The following is a 15,491-nucleotide window of genomic DNA, read 5'->3' as shown; positions in this document are numbered from 1 at the left end:
CCGTTTCCTCGGACACCAGGTGTCGAAGCTCTACGTGATGAGCCGGGATGGATCCGGATCGCGCCTCCTCGCCGATGACCTCGACCGCTCGATCGGAAACCTCCACTGGGCGAGCGACGGGGAGGGGCTCTTCTTCCAGTACGACACCGAGGGGAATACACGACTGGCCCACGTCGATCTCGACGGGAACGTGACGGATATCGTCTCCAGCGTTCAGGGTCTGTCGATCGGCCGTCCCTATGGGGGCGGCACCTTCTCGACCTCCGGGAACGACCGCTTCGCCTTCACCTACGGGACGCCCGACCACCCCTCGGACCTCGCCGTGACGAATCGCGGCGGCGACTGGCAGCGCCTCACGCATCTGAACGAAGACCTCTTCGCGCAGAAGGCGATCGGGGAGACGGAGGAGGTCTGGTACAAGTCCTCGCACGACGGACTCGACATCCAGGGCTGGATCGTGAAGCCGCCGGACTTCGACCCGAGCCGCAAGTATCCGCTCCTGCTCGAGATCCACGGTGGTCCATTTGCGAACTACGGCGACCGCTTCAGCGCCGAGGTCCAGCTCTTTGCGACGGCGGGCTACGTCGTCCTCTACACGAACCCGCGCGGGAGCACGAGCTACGGCGAGGACTTCGGGAACGAGATCCACCACGCCTATCCGAGCCACGACTTCGACGATCTGATGTCCGGGGTCGATGAGGTAATCTCGCGCGGATACATCGACGAGGACCAACTCTTCGTCACCGGCGGTTCGGGCGGCGGCGTGCTGACGGCGTGGATCGTGACGCACACGGACCGCTTCGCCGCGGCCGCGTCGCAGAAGCCCGTCATCAACTGGTATTCGTGGGTCCTGACCGCGGACATGGGCGGCAGCGGCGGCCTCAACTACTGGTTCCCGGGCGCGCCGTGGGACAACCTCGAACACTACATGGAGCGCTCGCCGGTCCACCACATCGCGAACGTGACGACGCCGACGATGCTCATCACGGGCGAGGTCGACTGGCGGACGCCGATGTCGGAGTCGGAGCAGTTCTACCAGGCGCTGAGGATCCAGAAGGTGCCGTCGGTGCTCGTGCGGATTCCCGAGGCGAACCACAGCATCGGTGCGCGTCCGAGCGGCCTCATCAGCAAGGTGCAGCACATCCTCGCCTGGTTCGAGCGCTACCGGCCGGGCGGGACGACGACGCAGTGAGCCGCAGCCGCGGGGATGGGGGTGGTAGCCGCGGGCCGCGCACCGGGATGACGGACCGTGAGCTGGGTCTCGACCGGGAGATCACGCGGCGCGACTTCGTCCAACTGGCCGGAGCGGGGATCGCGGGCTCCGCGCTCCTCGGGTGTGCGCCGGGCGATTCCGGAGACGCGAGCGCCGGTGTCGTCCCGGGCATGGCGTCCGAACCGTGGTCCGACGCGCTGGGGCCCGACTGGTACGGGCCGGGCGGCGTGGGAGACTACGCGTCCTCGCACGGCAACACGCCCGAGGTCGTCCGCTCGGCGCACTGGGTTCGCGACGGGCGGGCTCCGAGCGGAGAGACCACGGACACCGGAGAGCGCTTCGACGTCGTGATCGTCGGGGGCGGGCTCGCGGGTCTCTCCGCCGCGCACCACTTCAAGCGGCACCGGCCCTCGGGCCGCTGTCTCGTCCTCGACAATCACCCCGTGTTCGGCGGGGAGGCGAAACGCAACGACATCATGGTCGACGGCGTGCGCCTCGCCGGGCCGCAGGGTTCGAACGACTTCGGCATACGCCCGCCCACCGGGGAGCCGGACGACTACTTCACGACGCTGGGCATCCCGCGCGAGTTCGAGTACGCGCCGGACGCGGGCCAGGTGAAGGCTCCGCTCGAGAACTACGGCTTCATGCACTGGGTGCAGGACCAGTTCTCCATCGGGCACTACTTCGGGGGGACGCGGCGAGGCGGGCGTCCCGGCTGGTCGGGCGGTTCGGGCGGCTGGGTCAATGACCTGTGGGGGGATCCCTCGCGCGCGCCCTGGACGCCGGAGGTTCGGGAGGGCTTCGAGCGCTGGCGGACCGCACGGGTCACGGACCACGTGCCTCCGGGAGGGCCCGGGGGACCGGACAACCCCGGGCCGTGGCTCGACGGCATGACGCTCAAGGCCTACTACGAGGACGTGCTCGGCCTGCCGCCGGAGGTGACGGCGTACGTGGATCCGATCCTCGCCAGCATCATCGGACTTGGCTGCGACGCCATCTCCGCCTGGTGGGGGATGCACTTCGACCTGCCCGGCTTCGGGCTCCCGTCGCGCTACGACGGCATGACCTTCCACTCCTTCCCCGGCGGGAACGCGGGGATCGCCCGCTATTTCGTGAAGGACGTCGTGCCGGACGGGATCGCGGGCGAGCGCTCGCTGGGGGACGTGCTGAACGGGGCGATCGACTTCGGCGCGCTCGACCGGCCGGATCAGCCCGTGCGGCTGCGCCTGGGCTGCACCGCGATCGACGTGCGGCACACCGGGACCGGCGACGGCCGCGTGCGCGTCACGTACGTGCACGGGGACCGCGCCTACACCGTCGAGGCCGATGGGGTCGTGCTCGCGAGCGGCGGGTGGATGAACCGTTACATTGCGGCCGATCTGCCGGACGGGCACCGCGCGGCCTACGAACACTTCCGCCACGGACCGATCCTCGTCGCGAACGTGGCGCTCCGGAACTGGCGCTTCCTCGACCGCCTCGGCATCGCCGGCTGCTTCTACGAGGGCGATCTCGGCTTCTCGTGCAACATCCGGCGGCCCATGTACGCGGGCGACTACCGGCCGGTTCACGCGCCCGATCACCCGACGATGCTGACCTTCTACATGACCTTCGAGGCGCCCGGCGCGTCGCCGACGGACCAGGGGATGGCCGGCCGCACCGAGATGCTGAGCACCTCGTTCACGGAGTACGAGAGACGGCTGCGGGCCCAGATGGTCGAGCTCTTCGCGGAGGGCGGCTTCGATCCGGCGGGGGATATCGCCGGCCTCGTGCTCAATCGGTGGGGGCACGCCTACGTGGCGCCCGGACCCGGCTTCTTTTTCGGACGCGACGGGGCCCCGGCCCCGCCGGATGTGATTCGCGAGCCCTTCGGACGCGTCGCGATCGGCCACTCGGAGTTGCGGGGGCACCAGAACTGGACCGGCGCGTCCGCCGAGGGACGTCGCGCCGTCGAGACCGTCCTCGATCTCATCTGATGCCGCGGCGATGCGACGGGTGAAGCCGCGGGCGCGCTTCCGCGGCCTGGGGGCGCTCGCGCTCTGCGCGCTGGCGGGCTGCGCATCCCCTGGGGTTCCGCCCATCGAGTACGAGATCCTGGGGACGTTCCCCCACGACCCCGCCGCGTACACGCAGGGGCTCCTCTTCCACGACGGAGCACTCCTCGAGAGCACCGGCCGCTACGGCGAATCGACTGTCCGACGCGTCGACGTGCCGACGGGCGAAGTCCTGGCGAGCGTCGCGGTAGACTCGGCGCTCTTCGGCGAGGGCCTGGCACGCGTCGACTCCGAACTCGTGCAGCTCACGTGGAAGTCCGGTCGGGCCTTCGTCTACGATATCGAGACCCTCGAGGTGCTCCGGGAGTTCGCCTACGAGGGCGAGGGCTGGGGCCTCTGCTACGACGGCGAGTCGCTCTGGATGTCCGACGGTTCGAGCGCGCTGGAACGTCGTAACCCGCAGGACTTCACGGTTCTCGCGACGGTCGAGGTCACGCGCGCAGGGTCACGTCAGGGTCGGCTGAACGAACTGGAGTGCGTGGACGACTGGATCTACGCCAACGTATACCAGACCGACGTCATCGTCCGCATCGACAAGGCCACCGGCGAAGTCCTCGGCGAAATCGACCTGTCGAGCGTCCCCCTCAGCGCCCGCAAGCCCGGAGACCCGGAAGCAGTGCTGAACGGGATCGCGTACGTCCCCGAGACCGGCGTCTTCCTCGTCACCGGCAAACTCTGGCCCAACCTCCTCGCTCTCCGACTCGAAGACTAGCAGGGAGGGGGGCACCGGACGGCCTCGCCTTACCTGCGATGTATCGCTACAGGGCGCCGGCGAAGCGGTCGCCGAGGCTCTGGAGGCGGGCGGCGGGTTCGTTGCTGAATACGAGGCGGAGTTGGTACTCGGCGTCGGGGCCGCCCCAGGCGTCCATCGGAGTGGCGGCGACGCGCGCGCGGGCGAGGAGCCGTCCGGAAAGCTCGCGGGCGGTGAGGCCGAGGGGCCGGGTGTCGACGAGGAGCGACCAGCCGCCCGCGGCGGGCCGGATCGGGTAGTCGCGAAGCGCTTCGAGCACCGCGTTACGGCGCCGCTCCCAGCGCCGGACGCTCGCGGCCACGTCCTCGGCTTCGTCCGCGGCGGTCAGCGCCGCCAGCGCGCCGGGCTGCCCGATCCCGACGCCGGTCACGACGTTGTATATCCCGACCTTTGCGACGGCGGCCATGGCGGCGGCCGGCCCGACGATCCAGCCCGTGCGCCAGCCGATCATGCGGTGCTCCTTGGAGACCGAGCCGACCGTGAGCGTGCGTTCCCGCATGCCCGGGAGGCTGGCGGGGTGCAGGTAGGGGCGGCCGTCGTAGAGGATGCGTTCCATGGCCGCGTTGTAGAGCAGCCACACGTCGTGGCGCCGGCAGAGTTCCGCGACGACGGCCCAGTCGCCGGCGTCGAGCACGCCGCCGGACGGCATCGACGGGTTCATGATGAAGAGCGCCCGCGTCCGGTCGCCGACGCACCCGGCGAGGGCGTCGAGGTCGAGGCGCCAGCTCCCGGCCGCCTCGTACCGCCAGGGCGCGAGCCGGGGGCGCGCACCCGCCAGCCGCACGCGCTGGAGCATGCCGGCGTACGTGGGGTCGGTGACGATCACTTCGTCGCCCGGGTCCACGGTGGCGAGCAGGGCGTTGAGCAGGCCCTCCGTGCCGCCCGCGGTGATCACGCACTCCCGGTCGGGATCGTAGTCCCGCCCGGACAGCCGGCCGACGTGCCGGGCGGCCGCCGCGCGCAGGTCGGCCCGGCCCGTGAAGGGCAGGTAGCTGTTGGCGGCCGGCGATTCGAGCGCGGCGCGGGTGGCGGCCACGGCCGCCACGGGCGGGCGCAGGTCGGTGTCGAGGTTCTCGAGCCGGAGGATGCCGGGATCGCTCTCCGCCGCCCGCGCCACCCCGTCGATGTCGAACCCCGGAATGCCGGCCAGCCGCCCTGGCGGTGTGCGCGCGCCGCCCTCCGCGCCGCTCGCCCGCCCATCCTCCAGGCTCACCCGCCCATCCTCCGCTGCAGGGCATCGAGCGCCGCCATGAGGTCGGGCTCATCGGACAGCACGCCCAGCAGCGGATCGGCGTCCAGTTTCCGAACTCTCTCCGGCATCGTCTGCATCGTGAAGTCCTCCATGGAAAGCCCCTCGCCCACCTCGGCCCAGGCCAGCGGCGCCGACACGGTCGCCCCGGCGCGCGGACGGACGGCATAGGGCGCCACCACGAGCCGTCCCCGGCCGTTCTGGACGTAATCGATGTAGATCTTGCCGTCTCGCCCCGCCGGGTTCCGCACGACCGTGGCCCGGCCGGGAATCTCCGCCGCCACCGCTTTCGCGAGCAGGAGCGCGAGCGTCCGCGACTGCTCGTAGTCGAGCTGCCCGCCGAGCGGGATCATCACGTGGATCCCCGACGATCCGCTCGTCTTCGGATAGCTGGGCAGCCCGATCTCCCCGCACATGTCACCGATCGTCCGCGCGACCTCCACGACGTCCTCGAAGGGGGCGTAGACCTCTTCGCCGTCGCGCTTGTGCTTCGGATCGAGGTCGAGGAGGCACCAGTCGGGGCGGTCCAGGCTCCCAATGCGGCTCGCCCACACATGCAGCGGAATGGCGCCGAGGTTCGCGACGAACACCAGCGTGGCCGGGTCGTCGGCGATGAAGTAGTGGATGTCACGCTCGGAGCCCTCGCTCCAGATCGCCTCCGTGCGCACCCATTCGGGCTGGAACCCCGGCGCGTTCTTCTGGAAGAAGGACTTGCCGTCGATCCCGTCCGGATACCGCGTCAGCACGAGCGGCCGGTCATTCAGGAACTTCAGCAGCCACGGCGCGATGTCCCGGTAGTAGGCGATCAGGTCGCCCTTCGTGTATCCCTCCTCCGGCCAGAAGACCTTGTCGAGATTCGAGAGCGGCAGTTCCTCGACCGGCGGGGGGGACGTGTCCACTCGCACGGGGTCGGTCAGCGCCGCGCGCGGGTCGCGCGGAAGCCGGCAGTCCGTCGGGAGGACGTGCCCCTCGTCCTCGGCACCGGTCGGTTCCCCCGGCGCCGGGGCGCGGCGCAGGAAGACGGCGTGCCGGAGGAGGCCGCCCTCGGTGACTTCCTTGTAGCGGACTTCGGCGACGAGGCGGGGCTCGACCCAGGTGTGGTCGTCGCCCGCGGGGGCCGGGGTCACGAACGCGGGTCCATCGGACTTCAACTCGCCGAGGCGGGTCCGGAGGTCGGTCAGCGTCTTCTCGTCGAAGCCCGTCCCGACGCGGCCGACGTAGTGAAGGGCGAGGTCGCCGTCGCCCGCGGCGGCGTCCGAGGCGGAGTCGGCGGGACCGTAGGCGCCGAGGTGGAGGGCCCCGAAGCCCGTCCGCGAGCCGGCCGGACTCGTGAAACCGACGATGACGAAGCGGGCCCGGCGGGCCGCGTGGATCTTCCGCCAGTCGGGGGAACGGCCGCCGATGTACCGGGAGGCCGCGCGCTTGGCCATGATCCCCTCCAGACCCATCTCCTGCACCTGCCCGAAGAGGGCTTCGCCGCACCCCTCGAAGTGTTCGCTGAAGCGGATGGGGCCCGCCTCGGGTACGACGTCGCGCAGGTGGCGGCGCCGCTCGGAGAGCGGGAGATCGCGCAGATCCCGGTCGTCGAACGCGAGCAGGTCGAAAGCGTAGAAGCTCGCCGGCGCCTCGAACGAGGCGCGCCGGATATCGTGGGGACGCGAGAGCCGGGCGCGCTTCTGGAGGCGCCTGAAGCTCGGATACCCCGCCGCGTCGTGGACGACGACCTCGCCGTCCAGCACGACCCGCCGGAAGGGGAGTTTGCGCAGGGCGCGCGCGAGGTCCGGAAAGGTCGGGAGCGCGTCGTGTCCGTTCCGGGTCAGCAGGCTCGTCTCGCCCGCGACGGCGGAGGCCAGCATGCGGTAGCCGTCCAGCTTGAGTTCGAAGTGCCACGCGGGGTCGTCGAACGCGTCTTCGCGCGGCTGGGCGAGCATGAACTCCACCTCCGAAGGCTCGACCGGCCGCTCGGGCGCGCCCGCCGCCCCGAGGGCCGCGGCCACGTCATCCCCCGGATACCACCCCGCCTCCCGCCGCGCCATCTGCTCGACGGTGAGTCCGGACAGGATGGAACTCTCGGGAAGCGACCCGTCCTCCAGGATCGGGTGGCCCCCGCGCCGCTCGCGGATGAGGAGCCATTCCTTCCCCGTCTCCCCCTTCTCGAGCCGGACGAGCGTCCACACGCCCTTGAGTTTGTGGCCGCGCAGTTCGAACAGGAGCTTGCCCTTCTCCAGCCCCTCCTCCGGATCCTCAAGCATGATGCAGCGGCCGATGTCCCACACGATCATCTCGCCGCCGCCGTACTCGCCGGCTGGAATCACGCCCTCGAACTCGATGTACTCGACGGGATGGTCCTCGACGTGGACGGCGAGCTTCTTGTCGGCGGGATCCGCCGAGATTCCCTTCGGCACCGCCCACGAGACGAGGACGCCCCCGATCTCCAGGCGCAGGTCGTAGTGCAGCCGGGTCGCCGCGTGAAGCTGCACGACGAACACGCCCACGCCCGTCGCGGGCGCCCCCCCGAACGGCTCCGGCGTGCGCTCGGACGCTCGCTTCTCACGGTATTTCTCGAGTCTTTCGCGGGGCATGCTCGCGGCACCCCCTTCCGATGCTGATTCCGGTCCGGCGGCTTCGGATTGCCCGCGCTCTGTGCGACAATCCGGGCCGCAACCTATTATTCGGCCCCCCGGTTCGGCATCAAACCGGTGGTCTGGCTCGCGTCGGAGGTTCGGCGCGCACACGGAGGCGCAGGATGTCACCTCGACCCATCGCGACGGCGACGATCTCGTTCGGGCTCGTTTCGATCCCGTGCCAGCTCTACTCGTCCGCCGAGAACTCGCACAAAGTCCGCTTCAACTTCCTCTCGCCCGAAGGCACCCGCGTAAAGCAGCAGTACGTGGATGCCAAGACCGGAGAGCCGGTCGAGCGCCGCGACCTCATCAAGGGCTACCAGTTCGCGAAGGACCAGTACGTGACCTTCAAGCCGGAGGAACTGAAGGCGTTGGAGGCGGAGGCGACGCAGGCGATCGAAATCGTCGAATTCGTGCCGGTGGACCAGGTCGAGCGGGCGTATATCGGGAAGACGTACTACCTCGGACCCGCGCGGGGAGGCGACAAGGCCTACGGCCTCCTCGGTGCCGCGATGAAGAAGACGGGCTGGGCAGCGCTCGCGAAGTACGCGGCGCGCGGAAAGCAGTATCTCGTCCTCGTGCGCCCGGTCGGGGACCACCTCGTGCTGGAACAACTGCACTACGCGCACGAGGTGCGGGACATCGCCAACGTGCCGTCGGGCGAGGGCGAGGTCGCCGAGGCGGAACTCGGTCTCGCCGTACAACTGATCGAACAGATCGCCTCGGAGAGCTTCGATCCGTCGAAGTACGAGGACGAGGTCGGGCAGCGCATGCTCGAAGCCGTCGAGCGGAAGGTCGCGGACGGAACCGAGATCACGGCGCCCGCCGAGGAGGAGACGACGGCCCAGGTCATCGACCTCATGGCCGCGCTCCGGGCGAGCGTCGGCGGTGAGGGCGAGGCGGAGAGCGGCGCGGAGGGCGAGTCGGAGCAGAAGAAGGCTGCCGGGTCCTAGCCGGCTGCGCGGGAAGGCATACCCAGAAAAGACGACCAAGGAGAATCCGATGCGGGTTCGATCCGTCGCGCTGTTCGCGTCCATCCTTCTGCTGCCGGTGTGGCAGGGTTCCGGCAACCCGCTGCCCTCCGCCCCGACCGTTGACGATCTCCAGGCGGGAGTCCCGGACCGGGTCGCGGCCTTCGATGGGGCCGACACGGAGACGCTGCGGGTTCCCGGGCTCAAGGCCGGCGTCGAGATCCTCAAGGACCTGTGGGGCGTCAGCCACATCTACGCCGAGACGGAGCACGACCTCTTCTTCGCCCAGGGGTACAGCGCCGCGCGCGACCGCCTCTTCCAGTTCGAACTTTGGCGGCGCCAGGCCACGGGCACGGTCTCCGAAATCCTCGGTCCGCGTGAACTGGAACGCGACCGTGGATCGCGGCTGTTCCGCTTCCGCGGCGACCTCGAAGCCGAACTGAACCATTACCATCCGCGCGGCGCCGAGATCATCCGGGCCTTCACGGACGGGATCAACGCGTACATCGCCGAGACGGAGCGCGACCCGGACCTGCTCCCGGTCGAGTTCGAGATGCTGGGCATCCGCCCGCAGCCGTGGACGCCCGACGTCGTCATCTCCCGCCACCAGGGCCTCCTCATGAACATCGGGCAGGAACTCGATCTCGGGATCGCCGTCGCGGCGGTGGGGGCGGAGAAGGTGAAGGAGGTCTCCTACTTCCATCCCGGTGAACCGGACATCGACCTCGACCCCGCGGTCGACGGCTCGCTCCTGCGGCGCGAGATCCTCGACGTCTACCGGGCCTTCCGCGGACCCGTGCGGTTCCAGCCGGAGGACATCGATCCTCGCTTCCGCGCCACCGCGTCCGACGCGGAGGCCTTCGCCCTGCGGACGCTGCGGGAGGAAGCCGAGGCCGAAGCGTACGAAGCGGAGCGCCTCGAGGCGGAGCGGATGGGGACCGGCAGCAACAACTGGGTCGTGGCGGGGAGCCGCACGCTGAGCGGCCACGCGATCATGGCGAACGACCCGCACCGGGTGCAGGCGGCCCCCTCGTTGCGTTACCTGGTGCACCTCGTCGGACCGGGGTGGAACGTGATCGGCGGGGGCGAGCCCGTCCTCCCGGGCATCTCGATCGGGCACAACGGGTACGGGGCGTGGGGGCTCACCGTCTTCCAGACCGACGCGGAGGACCTCTACGTCTACCGAACGCACCCGGAGGACCCGGACCGCTACTGGTACCGCGGCGACTGGGAGGCGATGCGCGTCATCGACGACGAAATCCCGGTCGAGGGGCGCGGGCCGGAGCGCGTACGCCACCGGTACACGCGGCACGGGCCCGTCGTGTACGAAGACCGCGACAACGGCCTCGCCTACGCGGTGCGCGCCGGGTGGATGGAGATCGGCGGCGCCCCCTACCTCGCCAGCCTGCGCATGAACCAGGCGAAGACGTGGGAGGAATTCCGGGACGCCTGCAACTACTCGAACATCCCCGGCGAGAACATGGTGTGGGCCGACGTGGACGGGAACATCGGCTGGCAGTCCGTCGGGATTGCGCCGATCCGCCGCAACTGGTCGGGTCTCGTCCCCGTGCCGGGGGACGGCCGCTACGAATGGGACGGCTATCTCGAGATCGTGCACAAGCCGCACGTGTTCAACCCCGACAAAGGGTTCTGGTCGACGGCGAACCAGAACCTCGTCCCGCCCGGCTACGAGCACCGCGACGCGGTGGGCTGGAGCTGGAGCGACCCCTTCCGGAGCGCGCGCATCGACGAAGTCCTCGCCACGGGAAGGCGCTTCACGATGGCGGAGATGATGCAGTTGGCGACGGACTACGTGTCGCTCCCCGCGCGCTCCCTGGTGCCGATGCTGCGCGGTGTGGACCTGCCCGCGGGGGCGGAGGCGGCCCGGGGCGAGTTGCTCGACTGGGATTTCGCGCTGGCCCCGGAGTCCCGCGAAGCCGCGATCTACGTGTCGTGGGAACGCGAACTCCAGAGACAGATGGTGCCGCTCGTCGTCCCCGCCGAAGTCCGCGCTTCACTCGGGCGCCTCTCGATGAAGAAGATCATCGACTGGCTCGGCTCGCCGCCCGCGTGGTTCGCGCCGCTCGGAGACGGAGATCCCGTGGCCGGCCGCGACGCCTTCCTCGCCCGCACGCTGGCCGACGCCCTGGAGGGGTTGGAGGATCGCTTCGGCGGCGACCCCTGGCGGTACGGCGACGTGCGCTTCAAGCACGCCCGCTTCCGGCACCCGCTGTCCGGGATCGTGAACGCCGAGATGCGGGCCCGCCTCGAGGTGGGACCGCTCCCGCGCGGAGGCAACGGTTTCACCGTGAACCAGACGGGAGGCGGCGACAACCAGACCTCGGGCCCGTCCTTCCGGATCATCGCGGAGGCGGGGGACTGGGACACGGCCGTGTTCACGAACACGCCGGGGCAGGGCGGAGACCCGGACGATCCCATGTACCGCAACCTGTTCGAGGGCTGGGCGAAGGACCGCTTCTTCCCGCTCTACTATTCCCGCGAGCGGGTGGAGGCCGCCGTCGCCGACCGCATAATGTTGACGCCGAACTAGGTCTGCTCGAGATAGAAGCCGATGAGACCCTGGTTCCGGGGCGGGTCGGCGCCGAGCTGGCGGAGCATCGTTGTCACCTGCCCGCGGTGGTAGGTGGCGTGGTTGACGACATGCTGCAGCATGTGCCAGAAAACGGCGCGCATCGGTTCGCCATCGAAGAACCGGTAATCCACCACGCGGTGGATGTCCTCGGGGCCGAGTTCCGTGACGAAGTGGCGGACGCGCGTCTCTTCCTCCATCCAGCGTGCGCGAATGTCGGCCGCCGTCTCGAAGTCGTCGGCGGGCAGATGCTGCGTCGGAAAGTGTCCCCGCCAACGTGAACACCAGACCCATTCGGCCGATACGACGTGGGCGAGGGTGTCGCGGATGGAGCGGAAGCTGCTCCCCAGGTCTCGGCGGAACTCTCCGGGCGTGATGCGCTCGACGGCGTCCAGCGTACCGTCGCGGGCCCAGTAGTGGAAGTCGAGAAGGACGATCAACGCGTCGTAGGTCATGACGGAGAGTCTACCTCGGCCCGGCGCCCGGCGCACGATTCCGCGGGCACGGCGGCGATGTGCGGGGACATTTGCAGTGGCTGCGCCGCTCCGGCTAGATTATACGGCTGTTCCGCGGACGCCTCCGCCGGGAGGCAGGCAACCAGCGTGTGGGGAAGACATGAAGGCAGGCATACATCCGGAGTACGCACCCGCGAAGATCACCTGTGCGTGCGGCCGGGAGACGGAGACCGCCTCGACGGTGGGCGAGATTCACGTGGAGATCTGTTCGCACTGCCACCCCTTCTTCACGGGGCGGCAGAAGCTCGTCGACACGGCGGGCCGCGTGGAGCGGTTCATCGCCAAGTACGGTGATCGGAACGCCCGCGGCGGCAAGGATGAAAAGACGGAGCCGGAAGAGGCGGCCGAGGAGGAGGCAGTGGTGGCGGATGCCTGAGCCGGAGGCGTCCGGCACTCGACACTGCACCGCAAGAGACGGGGTTCCTCGGGGACCCCGTTTTCATATGGGGAACGAATGATGTCGGATCGGGACACGCTCGAGGGTCGCCTGCGCGAAGCCGCCGAGCGGTACGAGGCGCTGGCGCGCCGGATGGCGGAGCCGGAGGTGCTGTCGGACATGGCCCTCCTGCGGGACGCGGCGCGCGAACACTCGGCGCTGGAGCCGCTGGCGCGCGCCGCGGAGCGCCACTTCAAGCTCCTCGACGACCTGCGTCAGGCGCGCGAGGTCGCGGCGGAGTCCGATGGCGAGCTGGCCGAAATGGCCGCGGCCGAGGTCGCCGAACTCGAGGCCGAACGGGAAGGGGCGCGGGAAGAACTCCGCCGGCTCCTGGTGCCGAAGGACCCGCTGGATGACCGGCCCGCCGTGGTGGAGATCCGCGCCGGGACGGGCGGCGACGAAGCCGCGCTCTTCGCGGCGGACCTGTACCGGATGTACGCGCGCTTCGCCCAGGATTCCGGCTGGGCCGTGGAACTCATCAGTACGAGCGAGGGCGCGCTCGGGGGGGTCAAGGAGATCGTCTTCGTCGTGCGCGGATCCGATGCCTACGGCCGTCTTCGCTACGAGTCCGGCGTCCACCGCGTCCAGCGCGTGCCCGAAACCGAGAGCCAGGGTCGGCTACATACTTCCGCGGCGACGGTGGCCGTGCTCCCGGAGGCCGAGGAAGTCGACGTCGAGATCGATCCCGCCGACCTCAAGATCGATGTCTTCCGCTCCTCCGGGCCCGGCGGACAGTCCGTGAACACGACCGACTCCGCCGTGCGGATCACGCACGGGCCGACCGGGCTCGTCGTGTCATGCCAGGACGAGAAGTCGCAGCACAAGAACAAGGCGCGGGCGCTCAAGGTGCTGCGGAGCCGGCTGCTCGACCGGCTCGTCGCCGAGCAGGAGGCCGAGCGGGCGCGCGAGCGGCGGACTCAGGTGGGGACGGGCGACCGCTCGATGAAGATCCGAACGTACAACTTCCCGCAGAACCGCGTGACGGACCACCGTATCCACTTCACGAGCCACCGGTTGGAGGCGATCCTCGCCGGCGACCTGGACGAGGTCATCGAGGCGCTGCGGCTCGCCGGGACGGAAGAGCGGATGGCGGCGGGCGCCGGATGATCGATCCGCCGCCGGGCGGAGAGGGACGCCGCCCCGCGGGCCCGACGCGCCGCGAGATCGTGCAGGGCGTGCGGCGGGAACTGGAGCTGGCCGGGATCGAGGCCCCGCGGGTCGAGGCCGAGCGGCTCGTGGCGGCGGCGCTCGCGGTGCCCCTGGGCGAGCTCGGCCTCTCCGGCGGGGAGCGGGTCGATCCCGGCGCCGCGGCCGCTGTGGCGCGTGCGGTCTCCCGCCGTCTCGAGGGGCAGCCGCTCCAGCACATCGAGGGCACGGTCGATTTCCGGCGCGTCCGCCTCGTATCGGATGGCCGCGCCCTCATCCCGCGACCGGAGACCGAGCAACTGGTCGACCTCGTCGCCGCCTGGTGCCGTGACCGGGCCGGGCCCGTCGACGCGCTCGACATCGGCGTCGGGTCGGGCGCCATCGCGGTCGCGCTCCTCGACGAGGGGATTGCCCGTCGCGTCGTCGGGCTCGACGTGTCGGAGGACGCGCTCGATCAGGCCCGCGAGAACGCCCGCCGAGCGGCCGCCGGTGGGCTCGAACTGCGCCTGTGTCCGCCCGACATCTGGTCCGCGCTCGAGACCGGCGAAGCCTTCGATCTCATCATCTCCAACCCCCCTTACGTCACGACCCCTGAATGGACCTGCCTCGACCCCGTCGTCCGCGACCACGAGCCCCGCGTCGCACTGGACGGCGGGGAGGATGGACTGGACGTGATTCGAACCGTCGTGTCCGGCGCCGTGGCCCATCTCCGGGAAGGCGGGGCGCTCTTCCTCGAGATCGGGAGGTCGCAGGGCCCCGCGGTGATGACGCTGCTTGAGGCCGAGCCGATCCTCGCGGACTGCCGGGTGCGCGTCGATCTTGCCGGCTGGCCGCGATTCGCATCGGCCTGGAAGCGGGCTTCCAGGTAGCAGGCCGTGGAAAAAGCCCCGCTGCGTTCAAGTCGCGTGGGGGTCGAAGCCGGGTTATACTCGGGCGTCGAATCTTCGGCCGGGCCCGCGCGGATGGCGAGCGGAGAGGGCAGGGGAGATTCGAGCCTCCGCCCGCTGCCGGCGTGACGTGTCGGCCCGCCGGGCTTCCTGATTCCGTTTCGAGCCGGGGATATGGACGAGCGAGACCGCATGCTGGAGAGGGCGCAGGAGGTAGGGCGCATCATCTCCCAATTGCCTGAATATGCCTACCTGCGCGCGGCCCGCCGCGAGATCGACGAGGACCGCGACGCGACGGCACTGCTCAACCGGATGCGCGACCTGCAGAGCACGCTCATGGAAGTGGTCGGCCGCGGCGAGCAGCCGAGTGAGGAGCAGGAGCGCGAATTCGCCGAACTGCAGGAGAAGGTCCAGACCAACGCCCGCTACCAGGCCCTCATCTCCTCTCAGGCGAACTTCGAGAAGCTCATGGAGCGGGTGGATCGAGCGATCGGGGAGGGAGTCCGGAAGGGCGAGGAAAGCAGGATCATCCTCCCGACATGAAGGCGGCTCGCGACCTGGGGGAACGCGCGCTGCGCGCGATCTTCGAGCCGGCCATGGCGTGGCTCACGAAACGCCGCGTTCACCCCAACGTCATCAGCACGCTCGGCTTCGTCATCACCTGCAGTTCCGGCTATTTCTTTCATCAGCATCATGTGAGCACGGCCGGCTTCCTCGTCCTCCTGGGCGGCGTGTTCGACCTGTTCGACGGCACGGTCGCGCGCCGCACGGGCCTGGCTTCGTCGTTCGGGGCCTTCTACGACTCGACGCTCGACCGGCTGTCCGAGATCGTCGTGTACCTGGGGCTCCTCTCCCTGTACAACGACTATCGTCTCGAACTGGGCGACGTGGGGATGATCTACTGGATCGTGCTCGCGCTCGCCGGCTCGCTGATGATCAGCTACACACGCGCCCGGGCCGAGGCGCTCGGCATCGCCTGCTACGTCGGGCTCATGCAGCGTCCGGAACGGGTCATCCTGATCGGCTTCGCCGCGCTCATCTTCGGCGAGACGACGATG

The 15,491-nt window shown here is 69.8% G+C and carries 13 protein-coding genes; 10 read left to right on the top strand and 3 right to left on the bottom strand.

All coding sequences use genetic code 11. From position 1 onward, the window contains the following. The 3 genes from OXN85_06880 to OXN85_06870 all read left to right on the top strand — a co-directional run. Positions 1–1,192, top strand: a 1,192-nt coding sequence (locus OXN85_06880) for a S9 family peptidase (protein ID MCY3599678.1), incomplete at its 5' end; no start/stop codon positions are given. A gap of 47 nt (positions 1,193–1,239) precedes the next feature. Beyond that, positions 1,240–3,186, top strand: coding sequence for an NAD(P)/FAD-dependent oxidoreductase (locus tag OXN85_06875; protein ID MCY3599677.1), 1,947 nt, complete (start codon positions 1,240–1,242; stop codon positions 3,184–3,186). A 19-nt stretch (positions 3,187–3,205) separates the two neighbouring features. Next, on the top strand, positions 3,206–3,976 hold the full coding sequence (locus OXN85_06870; GenBank protein ID MCY3599676.1) for a glutaminyl-peptide cyclotransferase: 771 nt from the start codon (positions 3,206–3,208) through the stop codon (positions 3,974–3,976). A 46-nt stretch (positions 3,977–4,022) separates the two neighbouring features. Here the strand turns inward: OXN85_06870 and OXN85_06865 are convergent, their stop codons facing one another. Continuing rightward, entirely contained in the window at positions 4,023–5,222 is a 1,200-nt protein-coding gene (locus OXN85_06865) for a pyridoxal phosphate-dependent aminotransferase (GenBank protein MCY3599675.1), read from the bottom strand. Between the two features lie 2 nt (positions 5,223–5,224). After that, on the bottom strand, positions 5,225–7,846 hold the full coding sequence (gene ligD / locus OXN85_06860; GenBank protein ID MCY3599674.1) for a DNA ligase D: 2,622 nt from the start codon (positions 7,844–7,846) through the stop codon (positions 5,225–5,227). A 164-nt stretch (positions 7,847–8,010) separates the two neighbouring features. On the opposite strand from ligD, the gene OXN85_06855 reads away from it, so the two are divergent. Both OXN85_06855 and OXN85_06850 read left to right on the top strand, forming a co-directional pair. Then, on the top strand, positions 8,011–8,841 hold the full coding sequence (locus OXN85_06855) for a Ku protein (GenBank protein ID MCY3599673.1): 831 nt from the start codon (positions 8,011–8,013) through the stop codon (positions 8,839–8,841). A 49-nt stretch (positions 8,842–8,890) separates the two neighbouring features. Then, entirely contained in the window at positions 8,891–11,410 is a 2,520-nt protein-coding gene (locus tag OXN85_06850; GenBank protein MCY3599672.1) for a penicillin acylase family protein, read from the top strand. Here the strand turns inward: OXN85_06850 and OXN85_06845 are convergent. After that, entirely contained in the window at positions 11,407–11,904 is a 498-nt protein-coding gene (locus OXN85_06845) for a DinB family protein (protein ID MCY3599671.1), read from the bottom strand. The two genes, OXN85_06850 and OXN85_06845, sit on opposite strands and share 4 nt — an antisense overlap. A 160-nt stretch (positions 11,905–12,064) precedes the next feature. Here OXN85_06845 and rpmE point away from each other — a divergent pair, with 160 nt between their 5' ends. The 5 genes from rpmE to OXN85_06820 form a co-directional block, all read left to right on the top strand. Further along, on the top strand, positions 12,065–12,340 hold the full coding sequence (rpmE, locus tag OXN85_06840; protein MCY3599670.1) for a 50S ribosomal protein L31: 276 nt from the start codon (positions 12,065–12,067) through the stop codon (positions 12,338–12,340). A gap of 78 nt (positions 12,341–12,418) precedes the next feature. Further along, positions 12,419–13,507, top strand: coding sequence for a peptide chain release factor 1 (gene prfA / locus OXN85_06835; GenBank protein MCY3599669.1), 1,089 nt, complete (start codon positions 12,419–12,421; stop codon positions 13,505–13,507). Continuing rightward, positions 13,504–14,415 carry a peptide chain release factor N(5)-glutamine methyltransferase gene (gene prmC / locus OXN85_06830; protein ID MCY3599668.1) on the top strand — a complete coding sequence of 304 codons (912 nt, stop codon included), beginning with the start codon at positions 13,504–13,506 and terminating at the stop codon, positions 14,413–14,415. Before prfA ends, prmC begins: the two co-directional genes overlap by 4 nt. A gap of 192 nt (positions 14,416–14,607) precedes the next feature. Continuing rightward, positions 14,608–14,976 (top strand): YlbF family regulator, encoded by a 369-nt coding sequence (locus OXN85_06825; protein MCY3599667.1) that lies wholly within the window; start codon positions 14,608–14,610, stop codon positions 14,974–14,976. Further along, positions 14,973–15,491: CDP-alcohol phosphatidyltransferase family protein (locus OXN85_06820; GenBank protein MCY3599666.1), on the top strand; the 519-nt coding region annotated here is incomplete at its 3' end. The genes OXN85_06825 and OXN85_06820, both read left to right, overlap by 4 nt.

Origin of the sequence: Candidatus Palauibacter australiensis (assembly GCA_026705295.1) — a bacterium.
Classification (GTDB): Bacteria; Gemmatimonadota; Gemmatimonadetes; order Palauibacterales; family Palauibacteraceae; genus Palauibacter; species Palauibacter australiensis.
Note: the sequence above shows the minus strand (reverse complement) of the source record. Positions and strands in the feature narration are given on the sequence as shown.

Coding starts and splice junctions, on each gene's coding strand:
- OXN85_06845 (MCY3599671.1), bottom strand. CDS start 11,904: ATGACCTACGACGCGTTGATCGTCCTTCTCGACTTCCACTACTGGGCC.
- OXN85_06875 (MCY3599677.1), top strand. CDS start 1,240: ATGACGGACCGTGAGCTGGGTCTCGACCGGGAGATCACGCGGCGCGAC.
- ligD (MCY3599674.1), bottom strand. CDS start 7,846: ATGCCCCGCGAAAGACTCGAGAAATACCGTGAGAAGCGAGCGTCCGAG.
- OXN85_06850 (MCY3599672.1), top strand. CDS start 8,891: ATGCGGGTTCGATCCGTCGCGCTGTTCGCGTCCATCCTTCTGCTGCCG.
- prmC (MCY3599668.1), top strand. CDS start 13,504: ATGATCGATCCGCCGCCGGGCGGAGAGGGACGCCGCCCCGCGGGCCCG.
- prfA (MCY3599669.1), top strand. CDS start 12,419: ATGATGTCGGATCGGGACACGCTCGAGGGTCGCCTGCGCGAAGCCGCC.
- OXN85_06855 (MCY3599673.1), top strand. CDS start 8,011: ATGTCACCTCGACCCATCGCGACGGCGACGATCTCGTTCGGGCTCGTT.
- rpmE (MCY3599670.1), top strand. CDS start 12,065: ATGAAGGCAGGCATACATCCGGAGTACGCACCCGCGAAGATCACCTGT.
- OXN85_06825 (MCY3599667.1), top strand. CDS start 14,608: ATGGACGAGCGAGACCGCATGCTGGAGAGGGCGCAGGAGGTAGGGCGC.